This window comes from Cupriavidus sp. 01L46, from assembly GCF_056399905.1.
On the sequence record NZ_JBFTSF010000014.1, the window covers coordinates 13032 to 26188 of the forward strand.

Annotated in this window: 11 protein-coding genes; 4 read left to right on the top strand and 7 right to left on the bottom strand. The window is 67.9% G+C overall.

Going from position 1 to position 13157, the window contains the following annotated elements:
- Positions 1 to 24: 24 nt before the first annotated feature.
- Together AC1DS3_RS04315 and AC1DS3_RS04320 are read left to right on the top strand one after the other, a co-directional pair.
- Complete coding sequence (locus AC1DS3_RS04315; protein ID WP_441635337.1) at positions 25 to 1056, top strand: M14 family zinc carboxypeptidase; 1032 nt, start codon at positions 25 to 27, stop codon at positions 1054 to 1056.
- A complete protein-coding gene (locus AC1DS3_RS04320; protein ID WP_441635339.1) occupies positions 1053 to 1820 on the top strand; it encodes an alpha/beta fold hydrolase in 768 nt (255 codons plus the stop codon). Before AC1DS3_RS04315 ends, AC1DS3_RS04320 begins: the two co-directional genes overlap by 4 nt.
- A gap of 58 nt (positions 1821 to 1878) precedes the next feature.
- On the opposite strand, the gene treF is transcribed toward AC1DS3_RS04320, so the two are convergent.
- From treF to AC1DS3_RS04340, 4 genes are all read right to left on the bottom strand, one after another.
- Positions 1879 to 3543, bottom strand: coding sequence for an alpha,alpha-trehalase TreF (gene treF / locus AC1DS3_RS04325; protein ID WP_441635341.1), 1665 nt, complete (start codon positions 3541 to 3543; stop codon positions 1879 to 1881).
- 198 nt (positions 3544 to 3741) lie between these two features.
- Positions 3742 to 5919, bottom strand: a complete 2178-nt coding sequence (locus tag AC1DS3_RS04330) for a sensor domain-containing protein (RefSeq protein WP_477126752.1) — start codon at positions 5917 to 5919, stop codon at positions 3742 to 3744.
- A gap of 146 nt (positions 5920 to 6065) precedes the next feature.
- A complete protein-coding gene (locus AC1DS3_RS04335) occupies positions 6066 to 6806 on the bottom strand; it encodes a DsbA family protein (RefSeq protein WP_477126753.1) in 741 nt (246 codons plus the stop codon).
- A gap of 43 nt (positions 6807 to 6849) precedes the next feature.
- Complete coding sequence (locus AC1DS3_RS04340) at positions 6850 to 7755, bottom strand: MBL fold metallo-hydrolase (protein WP_441635347.1); 906 nt, start codon at positions 7753 to 7755, stop codon at positions 6850 to 6852.
- A gap of 148 nt (positions 7756 to 7903) precedes the next feature.
- Between AC1DS3_RS04340 and AC1DS3_RS04345 the strand changes: the two genes are divergently transcribed.
- Positions 7904 to 8830: a LysR family transcriptional regulator gene (locus AC1DS3_RS04345; protein WP_477126763.1), complete on the top strand. Its 927-nt coding sequence runs from the start codon at positions 7904 to 7906 to the stop codon at positions 8828 to 8830.
- A gap of 66 nt (positions 8831 to 8896) precedes the next feature.
- Here AC1DS3_RS04345 and AC1DS3_RS04350 read toward each other — a convergent pair whose 3' ends face one another.
- From AC1DS3_RS04350 to AC1DS3_RS04360, 3 genes are all read right to left on the bottom strand, one after another.
- Positions 8897 to 11035, bottom strand: a complete 2139-nt coding sequence (locus AC1DS3_RS04350; RefSeq protein WP_441635349.1) for an alpha/beta hydrolase domain-containing protein — start codon at positions 11033 to 11035, stop codon at positions 8897 to 8899.
- A gap of 167 nt (positions 11036 to 11202) precedes the next feature.
- Positions 11203 to 11724, bottom strand: a complete 522-nt coding sequence (locus AC1DS3_RS04355; protein WP_477126754.1) for a DUF2938 domain-containing protein — start codon at positions 11722 to 11724, stop codon at positions 11203 to 11205.
- Positions 11717 to 12598: a class I SAM-dependent methyltransferase gene (locus AC1DS3_RS04360; RefSeq protein WP_441635353.1), complete on the bottom strand. Its 882-nt coding sequence runs from the start codon at positions 12596 to 12598 to the stop codon at positions 11717 to 11719. The genes AC1DS3_RS04355 and AC1DS3_RS04360 overlap by 8 nt, the downstream gene beginning before the upstream one ends.
- Positions 12599 to 12671: 73 nt before the next feature.
- Here AC1DS3_RS04360 and AC1DS3_RS04365 point away from each other — a divergent pair, with 73 nt between their 5' ends.
- The gene (locus tag AC1DS3_RS04365) at positions 12672 to 13109 is read left to right on the top strand and encodes a helix-turn-helix domain-containing protein (protein WP_441635355.1); all 438 of its coding nucleotides are present in this window, start codon (positions 12672 to 12674) and stop codon (positions 13107 to 13109) included.
- The last annotated feature ends 48 nt before the right edge of the window (positions 13110 to 13157 follow it).

The following is a 13157-nucleotide window of genomic DNA, read 5'->3' on the forward strand; positions in this document are numbered from 1 at the left end:
CCCCCCAAGGAGCCGCCTTCGCCCATGGCGCAGCCACCCAACGCAGGCAGTTTCGCTGAAATGCAGCAACTGGAGGACATCCTGGAAGCCGGCGCCAGCCGACTGGATGCCTGCCGCGTCGGCGAGGTGCAGGCAGGCGGCCAGCGTTTTCCCTTGTACACCGCCAGCATTGGGTCGAACGATCCGCGCGCGCCCGCCATCGGCTTTTTTGCCGGCATCCATGGCCTGGAGCGCATCGGCACGCATCTGCTGCTCGACTACATGCGCATGCTGCTGTGGCGCCTGGAGTGGGACGAACTGCTGGAGCGCCAGTTGCAATCCGTGCGGCTGCTGTTCATGCCGATCGTCAACCCGGGCGGCATGTGGGCGGGCGCGCGCGCCAACCCCAATGGCGTGGACCTGATGCGCAACGCGCCGCAAGACGCGGTTGGCCGGGTGCCGCTGCTGGCCGGCGGCCAGCGCGTGGGGGCCTGGCTGCCGTGGTACCGCGGCAAGCTCGGCGCGCCCATGGAGGTGGAAAGCGCAGCCATGCTGCGTGTGGTGGAGCAGCAGTTGCAGGGCCGGCCCTTGAGCTTCGCGCTGGATTGCCACTCAGGCTACGGCTGGGGCGACAGCATCTGGTTTCCCTACGCGCGGACCGCCGCGCCGATGCCGCACCTGCCCGAGATGTTTGCTCTCAAGACCATGTTCGAGCAGGCACATCCCCACCATGGCTATGCCTTCGAGCCGCAAAGCCGCCAATACCTGCTGCACGGCGACCTGTGGGACTGGGCCTACGACCATACGCCGCCCGGCAATATCTTCCTGCCGATGACGCTGGAGCTGGGTTCCTGGCTGTGGATCAAGAAGAATCCCCGCCAGTTGTTCTCGCGCCAGGGCTTCTTCAACCCGGTCAAGGCGCACCGCACCGCGCGCGTGCTGCGCCGGCACGCCAACCTGCTGGATTTCCTGGCCCGCGTGGCCTACGCGCCCGAGCGCTGGCTGCCACGCGGGCAACGCCGCCAGGAATTGCTCGACCATGCCAACGCGCTGTGGCCCTGGGGGCCGCCCGGATGAGCGACTGGATACTGCTGCGCGGCCTGACGCGCGAAACCCGCCACTGGGGTGTCTTGCCGGGTGTGCTGCAAACCAATGCCGACATCGGGCCCGTCACCATGCTGGACCTGCCTGGCAATGGTGTCGAGGCGGCCGGGCGCGCGCCAGCCGACGTGGCTGCCATGGTGGGGTTCCTGCGTGAGCGTGCCGCCAGGCAGGGGCTGGCGCGGCCATACCGGCTGCTGGCGATGTCGCTGGGCGCCATGGTGGCGGCGGAGTGGGCGCGGCGGCACCCGGAGGAGATCGGCGCGCTGGTGCTGGTCAACACCAGCATGCGGCCCTTTTGCAGCGTGGCCGAGCGGCTGCCGCCGCGCAACTGGCCGGCACTGCTGGGCATGGCGCTGCGCTGGCACAACGCCCCCTACTGCGAGCGCATCATCTACCGGCTGACTTGCAACGCCAGCGCGGCCTTCGCGACGGATGTGGCGCAATGGTGCGCGATTCGCAGCAGCGCGCCGGTAAGCCGGGCCAATGCCCTGCGCCAGCTATGGGCCGCGGCACGCTATCACGCGCCGGGTGCGCCGCCGGCCTGCCCGACGCTGGTGCTGTCGTCGGCGGCGGATCATCTTGTCGACCCGGTGTGCTCTGCGCGCCTGGCCGAAGCCTGGGGGGCGCAGCACCGCCGCCATCCCTGGGCGGGGCACGATTTGCCGCACGACGATCCGGCCTGGCTGGCTGCCACGGTGGCGCGGTGGCTGGCGGCAACCAGCACCAGCCATCGCTGAAGCCACGCCTTCATGCCTTCATGCCTTCATGCCTTCACAGATTCACGAATTCACGGATTCACGGACTTCTCACACCCGCGCGGCAGCGGCACGCCGCATGCGTGGGATGCTCCTGCAGCAGCCTGCGCACCACGCCGTTGGTCCAGCCAAAGCCGTCCTGCAGCGGATACTCGCCGCCCCCGCCGCCTACCGCGCCGTCTTCTCCGGGCTGCAGGGCGTACTTCTCCACCAGCTTGTACTCACGCTGGTAGAGGCTTGCCACGGTCAACAGCCAGCGATGGGCGATCTCGCGCGCAAGCGCCGCATGCCCGTAACGCGCAAACCCGCCGATCGCCAGCCATTGCAGCGGCGCCCAGCCGTTGGGCAGGTCCCACTGCTGGCCGCTGACGTGCTCCGTGGTGGCAATGCCGCCGGGCTGCAGCAGCCTCGCGGCCACGGTTTGCGCCACCCGTGCCGCCTGCGCGGGGGTGGCCGCGCCGACGTAGAGCGGCACCACGGTCGCCGCCGTCAGGTTGGCGCGGGCGTGGTGGCGTTGCCAGTCGAAATCGAAGTAGGCGCCCTCTGCCTCGCGCCACATGAGCCGGTCGATGGCCTCCCGGCGGGCCTGCGCGCGCTGGGCCAGGACCGGTGCGTCGGCATCGCCGGCGGCCCGGGCCAGTTCGGCGAGCTTGTGCTCCAGCTTGAACAACAGGCAATTGAGATCCACCGGCAGGATCGCCGTGGTGCGAACGCTCTCCAGCCCGCCGCCGGGCTCCTGCCAGCGCGAGCTGAAGTCCCAGCCCGATTCGGCCGCGGCGCGCAGGTCGCGGAATACCTCGGCGGCCGGCCGCGCCGCCAATGCGGCCGTGCCCATGTCTTCGATATAGGCTTCCTCGCGCGGGGTGTCGCGCTCGTCCCAGTAGCGGTTCAGCAGGCTGCCGTCGGCCAGCCTGACCACCCGCCGGCACAATTGCCCCGGCGCGAGGCAGTCGGCGCCTCGCATCCAGAAGGCGTACTCCTTGCGCAACTGTGGCAAGAAATCCAGCTCAGGCTGCACGCCGTGGTCCTCGAACAGCTCCACCATCAGCGCGAACACGGGCGGCTGCGAGCGGCTCAGGTAGTAGCTGCGGGTACCGTTGGGGATCACGCCATAGGTGTCGAGCAGGTAGGAGAAGTTGTCCGCCATGCCGCGCAGCAAGCCGCCCTGCCCGCTGGCGGCCAGGCCCAGCATGGTGAAGTACGAATCCCAGTAGTAGAGCTCGGAGAAACGCCCGCCCGGCACCACGTAGGCATGCGGCAGCGGCAATAGCGAGCATTGCGGCGGGTGCTGCGCGGGATGCCGCGTCAGCACCGCCCATAGCCCGTCGATATGGTCGGCCAGCGGCTGGTCGGGGTCGGACTCGTAGCAGCTGCGCGGCACCTCGGGCACCACGAAATATTCGTGCACAAAGGCGGCTAGGTCGAAGCCGGCGGCGCCGGCGCGAGCGCGGTAGGCAGCCAGGATGGTGGCCGGGGCCTGCCGGGGCATGGCGTCGGTGAAGGTCTTGCTGTCGGGAAATATGCGCCCCATCTGCACCGCCACGAACAACTCCTGGTAGCGATCGGCGGGCGTGAGCGGATCGGCATGCGCACAGCCTGCCAAGCGGTGCGGGGCGAGTGTCTGGCCGCCGGTGGGGTCGCCCACCTCGCGCACATGAGGCTGGCCGGCCGGGTGGCCGCCTTCGATGGTGATGCGTGGTGCCACGGCCCCTCCCGTTCTTCACCCGCGCGGCAGCGCGGGAGGCTGCCGACAAGCAATGAGAGTGGCTGGCGGGCGGGCGAGTTCCACCGCCGGGCGAAGGCGCTGCGTGCGGCCGGGACCGCAATGAAGGCACAGATCACGACACCCGCGCACAGGATGCATCGCAAGCGCCAGACGTACCGGATGCGCCGGATGCGCCGCCTAGCGTTCCGGTGTCTGTGTCGTCACCAGCCGCGGCCCGACCACGGCGTGGGCGCGGCGGAAATGCTCGAGCGGCTGCGGGCGACCGAGCAGGAATCCCTGCGCTTCATCGCAGCCCTCGGCCTGCAGCAGGCTGAGCTGCTCGTCGGTCTCCACGCCTTCGGCCAGCACCGGGATCGCCAGGCTCTGGCCAAGTGCCAGAATGGCGCGGATGATGGCCTTGGCCTGCTGGCTGTCGGAAATTTCCGCGATAAAGGTGCGGTCCAGCTTGATCTTGTCGAACGGGAAGGAGCGCAAGGTGTCGAGCGAGGAGTAGCCCGTGCCGAAGTCGTCGATGGCAATGGTCACGCCCAGCGCCTTGATGCGGCGCAATATATCCAACGCCCGCTCCTTGTCGCCGATGATGGTCGACTCGGTAATTTCCAGCTCCAGCCGTCCGGCCGCCAGCCCGGTCTCCTCCAGCACTTGCGCCACCAGCGTGACCAGGTTGCCGTGGGTGATCTGCACCGGCGACAGGTTGACCGAGATCTTGCGCGGGAACGTCCACTGCGCGGCTTMCTGGCAGGCGGTACGCAGCACCCACTCGCCGATCGGCAAGATGGCGCCGCATTCTTCGGCCAGGGGGATGAAGCTGTCGGGCGCGATCAGCCCGCGCTCGGGGTGGCGCCAGCGCAACAGCACCTCGCAGCCGATGGCCTCGCCGCTGGCAATGGCGGTCTGCACCTGGTAGTCCAGCACGAACTGGTTGGCGGCAATGGCGGTCCACAGCTCGCCGGCCAGCGCGCGCCGCTCGCGCTCGGCCTCGTCCATCCGGCTTTCGTAGAAGCAGATCGATTCGGACAAGCTGCCCTTGGCGCGGTACATCGCCAGGTCGGTATTGCTGACCAGCTGGTCGCGATGGGTGCCATCGCCGGGATAGATCGCGATCCCGATGCTCGCGCCCGTGGTCAGGTCGAAGCCATCGAGCCGCACCGGCTCGCTCAGGCATGTCACCAGGCGCGCGCTGAAGTCGCTCAGCTCGGCCTGCCGCTCGAAGCGCTTCACGGCAATGAACTCATCGCCGCCGATGCGGGCGATGAACTCACCTGGCTCCAGCTGGCTGGCGATGCGCTGGGACACCGCCCGCAGCACGGTGTCGCCGGCCGCATGCCCGTGCAGGTCGTTGATTTCCTTGAAGCGATCCAGGTCGATGCCGAGCGTTGCCACGCGGCTGCCCTGCTTTTGCGCGCGCTGCAGTTCTTCGTCCAGGTAGTCGTTGAAATAGCTGCGGTTGGGCAGGCCGGTGAGCCCATCGTGGCGCGCCATATACTGGATCTTGGCTTCGATGCGCCGCTGCTCGGTCACGTCCTCGCAGGTGGTCACCCACGAGCCGTCAGCCATGACGCTGTGCGACAGCGCAATGGCGCGCCCGTCGGGCAGCGCTTCCACGCTGCGCCATTGCTGGTGACGGCGCAGGATCTCGCGGTGCCGCTCGCAAAGCGCCTGCGCGTATTGCTCCGTGCGGTCGTCGCGCTGGCCGGCCTCGGCCTGCATCTCGCCGCCAAGGCGGCTGGCGAGCACGCCTGGCGCCGCGATTTCGCTCTCGCGCACGCCGGCCATGGTGCGGCACAGGACGAGAAAATCCGCGCCTGGCACCAGCGCCGCGCCGGCGCCGCGGAAGATCTCTTCCATGCGGCGATTGGTCAGGATGATCGTGCCATGCGGATCGAACAGGCACAGCCCCTGCGACATGTTCTCCAGCGCCAGGTCCAGCGTGCGTGTCACCTCCGCAATGCGCTCGGCGTCGGCCTTTTGCTGCGTCATGTCGCGCGTGACCTTGGCATAGCCAAGCTGCTTGCCCTTGCGATCGAAGATCGGCGTGATCAGCACGTGGGCCCAGAAGCGGGAACCATCCTTGCGCAAGCGCCAGCAGCCTTCCGCCGCGAAGCGGCCTGCCTCGCGCGCTTGCCGCAACGCCTGCTCGGGCAGCCCCGCGGCGCGATCCTCCGGCGTGTAAAAGCACGAGAAATGCGCGCCCAGGATTTCATCCCGGGTGTATCCCTTGGCCCGCTGCGCGCCGGGGTTCCAACTGCTCACGGTGCCAGCGGGATCCAGCGCGTAGATCGCGTAATCGGTCACGCCAAGTACCAGCGTGCGAAAAAGTTCGGTCTCTCCGGGAGGGCCTTGGATGTGCGGCATGTAGGGTGCGGGTGTAGGGTCGATGCCGTCTCGCGCAGCGCTAGTCCCGACGAAAGGACAAGCCGCGCGCAAGCAACAATCGACGGAACCGGCGCAACCTGTGTGCCGGGACGTCGATTGGTATAACGGCAATGCGGGCGCGAAGTTTACCCTTGCGCCGGCAAAGCGCAACCCTGCGCTTCGCAAGCCGGGCCGCCCGCGCCATCCTGGCTGCCCGCCTCCGCGCGCGCGCCCTGCTGCGCAACCGCCCGCGCCAGGTTCTCCTGCCACGCCCCCACGTCGCCAAGGAACGGGCCCACGTCCAGCACGGCAAATTGATCGGTGCCGTTTTGCAGCGCAAACGTGGGGAAGCCATGCCCGCCCAGGCGGTTCAGCAGCGTACGGCTGGCGGCCATATGCGCCTGCGTCTTGTCACCCCCAATGTCCACACAAAGGCCGGCAAAGCGCTGCGGGTCCAGTCCGGCCTGCCCGGCAAGATCGGCCAGCACTTGCGCATCGGCAATGCGCAGCCCGTCCACATAGTGCGCATGCTGCAAGCGCGCCAGCAGATCGGCGGCGGCCTGCACGCCGCCCAGCGCCTGCGCGRCCAGGATCGCGGTGGTGGGCGGCGCGGAGTCCATCACCGCGCTCTCGTCGCGCAGCAAGCCTTCGAAATAGCGTTCGCCGAACGGCTGGCCGGTGAGCGCGGCGATGCGGCGGTCGTGCGGCATCACGTAGTCGCGCCATTGCGCCGTGATGCGGCGGCGGTTGGCGCCCGTGAGCATGCCGCCGCCGTGCAGCGCGAGCGTCAGGCCAGGCACGGCGCGCGCGGCACGCACCAGCGGCGCGGCGCCGTAGCACCAGCCACACAGCGGGTCGTAGATGTAATGCAGGGTGAGACCGGACATGATCAATGCTTCCTGAGATCTGGTGCTGGGTTACGCACAGCCGTTATTTTGCAGGCCACTGCATTTCGCCCTTGATGACCTTGGCGCTCAGTTCGAGCGAGTCCAGGCCACCCAGTTGCGGATAGTGTTTTTGCATCGCCGCGCTTAGCGCCTTGGCATCCGGCGCGCGTGCCGCTTCTTGCTCGAACGTGCGCAGGTAATCCCGCGTGAAGCGCACTGACGCCAGCGTCTGCGGTGCATCGTCCAGATAGTGCCCGGGCACGACCCGCGCCGGCTTCTTCGCCGCGATGCGATCGAGCATGGCGATCCAGTGCTGGCGCGAGGCCGGTGTCTGCGTATCGGCCACCCAGACGTGGCTCTTGCCAAAGACCACCACGCCGCCGGCCACGGTCTTGAGCGACGGAATCCATACCACCGTGCGCTCCGGCGCCGGGCCGTCCAGGCCCAGCACTTCCAGCTTCCTGCCCTCGAGCTCGATGGCGTTGCCAGCCAGCGGCTCGGGCAGCACCAGCGCCTTGGGCGCATTGTCCTTCAGGATCGGAGCCCAGTAAGCCTGCTTGCCCGCCATGGATGCCTGGATGGCCGCCACCGTTTGCGGCGTGGCGACGATCCTGGCCGCCGGGAACGCAGCCTTGAGCACGTCCAGCCCGAAGTAGAAATCCGGATCGCTGTGGCTGATGTAGATGGTGGTGAGGTTCTTGCCGCTGGCGCGGATGCGCGCAACCAGCGCCTCGGCGTCGTTGCGCTGGAACTGCGCGTCGATCAGCACCGCGTCGTGCGCGCCGGTGACGAGTTCGGACGAGACCGGGAACATGCTCTTGGTGCCGGGGTTGTAGACCTCCAGCTTGAGCGCGGCAGCGGCCATTGCGGGCGTGCTGGCGGCGATGCCCAGGCACAAGGCGGCGGCAAGGCCACGCAGGAATCGGTTAAGGGTCAGGCTGGCGCGCATCGGGAGTCTCACATGGCGAGGGATCAAGGAAACCGCCAGCATAATTTGCACAGACCGGTACAAAAATCCCATAGAATGAACATCTTTGTTGCATCAATCGATCAAATTGGGCGACATGCTGCACAAGCAGCACCCCCCAACCCATGCCATGGACCGCATCACCGCCGCCGAAGTCTTCATAGCCATTGCCGAACGCGGCAGCATGACGGCCGCCGCCGAGGCGCTGGACATGTCGCGCGCCATGGTCACCCGTTATCTCGCGCAAATGGAAACCTGGGCCGAGCAACGCCTGCTGCACCGCTCCACGCGCAGCCTGAGCCTGACGCCCGCCGGGGAGCAAGCGCTGTCGCGCTGCCGCCAGATGCTGGAGATCGCCGCTCAGATGGCGCGGCCCKACCATGAGCGCGCGGGCATGCCGCGCGGCATGCTGCGCATCAGTTGCGCGCAATCGCTGGCGGAGTCCGTGCTGGCCGCGGCCGTGACGGCCTACCTGAAGCGCTATCCGGAAACCGCCGTCGACCTGCATATCGGCAGCCAGGCGGTCAACCTGGTGGAAGCACGCATCGACCTGGCGATCCGCATCACCAACGACCTCGACCCCAACCTGATCGCGCGCCCGCTGGCAAGCTGCGCCTCGGTGATCTGCGCCGCGCCAGCCTACATCGCCGCCCACGGCATGCCACGCAAGGCGCAGGACCTCGCCATGCACAACTGCCTCACCTACTCGTACTTCGGCAAGAGCTTGTGGCGACTGGAACGCGCGGGGGAAACGCTGACGGTGCCGGTGCAGGGCAACCTCAGCGCCAATGAATCGACCGTGCTGCTGGCCGCCGCGGTGGCGGGCGCCGGCATTGCCATGCAGCCGCTCTACTCTGCCGCGCCGCTGCTGCACGGCGGGCAACTGGTGGCCCTGCTGCCCGGCTGGCAACCGCAGGCGCTTGGCATCCACGGCGTCTACGCATCGCGCCGGCAAATGCCGGCAATCCTGCGCACCATGCTGGACTTCCTTGCGGAGCGCTTCGCCGCGGACCCCGGATGGCAAGGCGCAGGGACCGCAGCGAGGCTTCCGGGCTAGGCAGGGCAAAACGCCCCGCCCGCCGCATCACAGCCCCTTCAAAAGTCCCGTCAAAAGCCCCTTCCCTCAGGGCAACACGGGATTCGCCTGCGCGCTCGCCACGCGCCGGTCGGCATCCGCCTGCAGCAGGAAGCGCCTGGCCACCAGCCCGGCGGCCACGCTCTGCACCTTGGCCACATAGCCTGCCTGGTCGGTGTAGAGCGACTCCAGCGAGGGCCGCGTATCGCCCGCCGCAATGCGCGCGGCCTCGGTCTTGTGGAAGGGAATGTAGCTGCCGCTCAGGTTGACCAGATCCACAATGCCCGGCGTGGCCACGTAGTTGAACTCCAGGCTGGTGCCCACTGGCGCGTCCACGTCGACGCTGTGGATGCCGGCCTTGGTCAGCCCGGTCAGCGCATCCACCTGCGGCACCATGATGGCGTAGTCCCGTCCCATGTACGACGGCGGCAGCAAGGTCGGGATGCCGGACTCATCCTGCGGGCGATAGGTCGGGCCGTAGTCGAGCAGCGGGAAGCCGTTGTAACGCGCCAGGTACTGCAGCGCGGGAATCGCGGCATTGCTGCCCGCGCCGGCCCAGGTAATGCCCTTGGTCACGGGGAAGGTCAGTTGGTCGGGCCGCACCAGCGTGCCATCGGCGATGGCCGGCACCTGGCTGGCCGGTGGCGCGACATCGCGAGCCACCCAGTCTTCCAGCGCAACGAACAGCGCCCGGAACGTATCGGCAAAATCGACCATGGAACCCGCTGGGTACACCGTGGACGCCGGCGCGTAGCTGATCAGCGGCGACTTGCCGCCGTGCTGCGTGCTGGCGTAGTAGTAGATGCGCGCATTGTCAGGCTGCTTCAGATCGGCAAAGCCGTAGGGGTCGGTCAGCACCGGCGAGCCCTGCAACTGCCAGAACTCCGTGCCCGACAGGCCGAGAAAGAACTTCGGGCAAGTCTGCGTAGCGGTGCAGCGCTGCATGACGCCGCCACTGCGGCCGGCCAGCGTGTCCTGGTAGTCGGCAGCCAGCCCGCGCGGCGCGGTCTGCCCGAAGGCGCGATGGTCGGTGCGCAGGCCACCGCCGCCGCCCGGCACGGCAAAGCGCGTGTTGATATTGGTCTGGCGCGCGGCCACGTGCGCGTAGATGCCGTCGAACACCTTGCTGCCATCCAGCGCCTGGTTAAAACCAAGATGCAGGAAGGTCTTCATCGCGTTGCCCGATTGCGAGGTGCCCTGCCCGATGGCAAAGCGCACCGCGCCCGCCACCGGGTTCGGCGTGCCCGCCGAATCCGCGGCCTGGTGCCGGAAAAACGTGATGGTGTCGCGCAGCGCCGCCAGGCCCACGCCCATCACCTTCGGGTCTTTCGCCACGTAGGTGATCTCGTAGAGGTAGCCCGGCACGAAGCCGCCCTTGAGGCAGATGTTGGCGGCGTCGGACTTGCCCGGGAAGGGGTTGCCTGCGTTATCGCAGGTGGCGAACTTCCAGTCCGTTGCGGGAATCGCCACGCGCGGGTCGGTCTCGTTCACGCGCCGCGTCAGCGTGTAGCCCGGCAAGGTGTTGTCGAGGCTGGCCGGCGCATAGGGAATCATCGTGCTGTTGAACACGCCGCCCGGCAGGCTCATCGACGGGCTGGCGGCGCTCGGGATCAGTTCCGCCGCATACGGGCCGGTAATGCTGCTGCCGTCCTTGTTCTTTGCCACCGGCACCGTCAGCGTGAGCCGCGCCGCCGAGCTCTTCGGCACATCGCCCTGCCAGGCCGAGTACAGCAGCACGTAACCGCGCTCGAAGTAGAGCGAATCCCCGGGCACCGCGGTGGGGTTCGGCATGGTCAGGATATTGCCGCGATTGGGCGCGTCGTAACGCAGCACGCCACCCGCCTTGCTCATGTCCTTGGGCTTGAGCATGACGAATTCGGTGGTGTACTCCACAAGGCCGCGGCCGTTCACCGGGGCCAGCGCCAGGTCCTGGATGATGGCGTTATGCGCATCGGCGGGATCGAGCTCACCCCTCAGCGTGCCGGTGAGTTTTTCGTAGGCGCCTACGTTGCCGTAGGTGCCAGGCATGTCTTGCCGCGCGGTGATGGTCAGCGTCATGCCCGGGGTGGCCGCCGCGGTGGACGTGGCAGCGGTGCCCGTATTCGCGCTGTCATCGTTGCCGCCGCAGGCGAGCAACGGCAAAGCTAGCGCCAGCGCCGCCATGCGGCGCGCCAAGGTGGTCTCCATACTTGCTCCTCTCTTGTCGTACGCCCTGCTAAAGGGGGCGTTGGCGCAAAGTGTAGGGAGCGCGGCAATATAAGGTAAATGGATAGTTTCGATGGATTATGCGGATAAACCGCTGAATCGCTGCTTTAGGGCGCGTAGGCATGGCGGGAAGAACGCGCGTGGCGCCGCTACCAAAAGCTCCGCCATGGCAACGTGTCCAGCCAGCTTGTCACCCGGCCCGCGCCGTAGAGACCCAGGCCGAATATCCCGTGCGTGACGAGGCTATGGAAGCGCGCGRCGGCGGGACGCGGCGTGCGGCTGGCGGCGACGCCGGCGCCCATGGCTGGCTGCATCAAAAAGAAGGGAGCCGCCACGCTGCCAATGCCAACGATCAGCGCAGGGCCGAGCGTCGGCTGATGGACCCAGCCGAGGCCCCAGAACGCGAGCAGCACGGCCGCAAATGCGATGCCGATCAGATAATGGGCAACCCAGCCAATCAGGCGCTCGCCCCGTACCGGCGGCGAAGCGGCAATGGGATCGTGGCAAAAGCGCCCTCGCGTCAGATGGGCGAGCCAGCGGCCTACCAGGGCATAGTTCAGGGGAGGAATGCCGAGCAGCCACTGTCGAGCCGCGGCCCAGATGTCCATCACCACGGTCGCACCCGCCCCGATCAGGAATGCGCACATCAGGTAACCCACTGCGTCAGACATGGGTGGCCCCCTTCAGCGCGCCTGGCGCAGACGGCGCTCGGGCGCTGACCATCCAGCAGGCTGCGGTGAAGCGAACTTCAGCGCCATGCACATAGGGATCGAAGGCGGCGCGGACCGTTTCGATGACCTGCGTGCGCGTGCGCTCGTCCACCTCTTGAAGCATCAGGCCGACGGGACCGAGGCAGGAGAGGTAGCCGAGCAGATCCTTCTCGCGCATGGTGCAGTCCACCTCGATCGGCCGGATGTCGATTTCAGCCCAGCCGCTGCCTTCCAGCAAGGCAGCGATCCGATGCCGGTCCGCGAAAGCAAACTGCCCCGGCGCATCTGGCCGGCGGGCGGGCATGTGCGGCAGCAGCGCTGCCGCGGCGCGCTCGGCCGTCGTCATGAACGGATTTTCCGCGGCACTGCGCCACGCGATAAAGCGCAGATCCGCGCCGTCCCGCGCGGCGCGGCGCAGGTTCTCGAAGGCCAGGGCCGGGTTGTCAAAAAACATGACGCCGAAACGCGAAATGATCACATCGAAGCTTGCGGGCTCGAAGGCGTGGCTCTGCACGTCGGCGCGGATGAAGCATGCGGAGGTGTCTTCGCGTTCGGCGCGCGCCCGCGCAGCGGCGATCATCGGATCCGAGATGTCGGCGCCGACGCAGTGGCCCTTCGCACCGAGCCGCCGCGCTACGGCGAGCGTGGTGCTGCCCGTACCGCAGCCCACATCCAGCACCCGGTGCGCGGCGCCGCCGCAGGCCGCTTTGACGAGCAGGTCTTCGAAGGGCTTGAACATCTGGTCAAGCGGCGCCTGAGCCTCGACCCAGGCGCGCCCGGAGCGGCCCCTCCAGAGCGCCGCCTGCTCGCTTTCGGCCCGTTGCGTGACGTCCATGATCGTTTTCCTTTGCTGCTCCAGGGAGCGGAAGCTACACTGTGCCAGTTCAAGTCGACTTGAGGTCAAGAGGGTGAAAAGCCTAGACATAGCCGAAGTGGCGCAGCAGTCCGGCGTTCCCGCATCGACGCTGCGGTTCTATGAGGAAAAGGGGCTGGTTGCCTCTACCGGCAGGCGCGGGCTGCGCCGCCTGTTCGATGCCGGCGTGCTGGAACGGCTGGCGCTGATCGCGCTGGGGCGCGCCGCCGGCTTTTCGCTCGACGAAATCGCCCTCATGTTCGCGCCGCAGGGGCAGCCGCGCATCGACCGGCAGATGCTCTCAGCCAAGGCGGATGAGCTGGACAGGACGATCAAGAGGCTGAGCGCCATGCGCGACGGCCTGCGCCACGCCGCCGCCTGCCCCGCGCCCAGCCACATGGAATGCCCCACCTTCCGACGCATCGTGCAGGCCGCTGCGTCCGGCGCCCTTGGCGCGCCGCCGAAGAAGGCACCGCAGTCACCGCGGAAGTAGCGCGCAGTTGGCGCCATCGGGCTGGTCATGCTCACGCTGTGATAGGCT

Excerpts from the sequence above, each read along its gene's own strand:
- AC1DS3_RS04315 (WP_441635337.1), top strand. The coding sequence starts at position 25 with ATGGCGCAGCCACCCAACGCAGGCAGTTTCGCTGAAATGCAGCAACTG.
- AC1DS3_RS04320 (WP_441635339.1), top strand. The coding sequence starts at position 1,053 with ATGAGCGACTGGATACTGCTGCGCGGCCTGACGCGCGAAACCCGCCAC.
- AC1DS3_RS04340 (WP_441635347.1), bottom strand. The coding sequence starts at position 7,755 with ATGCGCGCCAGCCTGACCCTTAACCGATTCCTGCGTGGCCTTGCCGCC.
- AC1DS3_RS04350 (WP_441635349.1), bottom strand. The coding sequence starts at position 11,035 with ATGGAGACCACCTTGGCGCGCCGCATGGCGGCGCTGGCGCTAGCTTTG.
- AC1DS3_RS04360 (WP_441635353.1), bottom strand. The coding sequence starts at position 12,598 with ATGGACGTCACGCAACGGGCCGAAAGCGAGCAGGCGGCGCTCTGGAGG.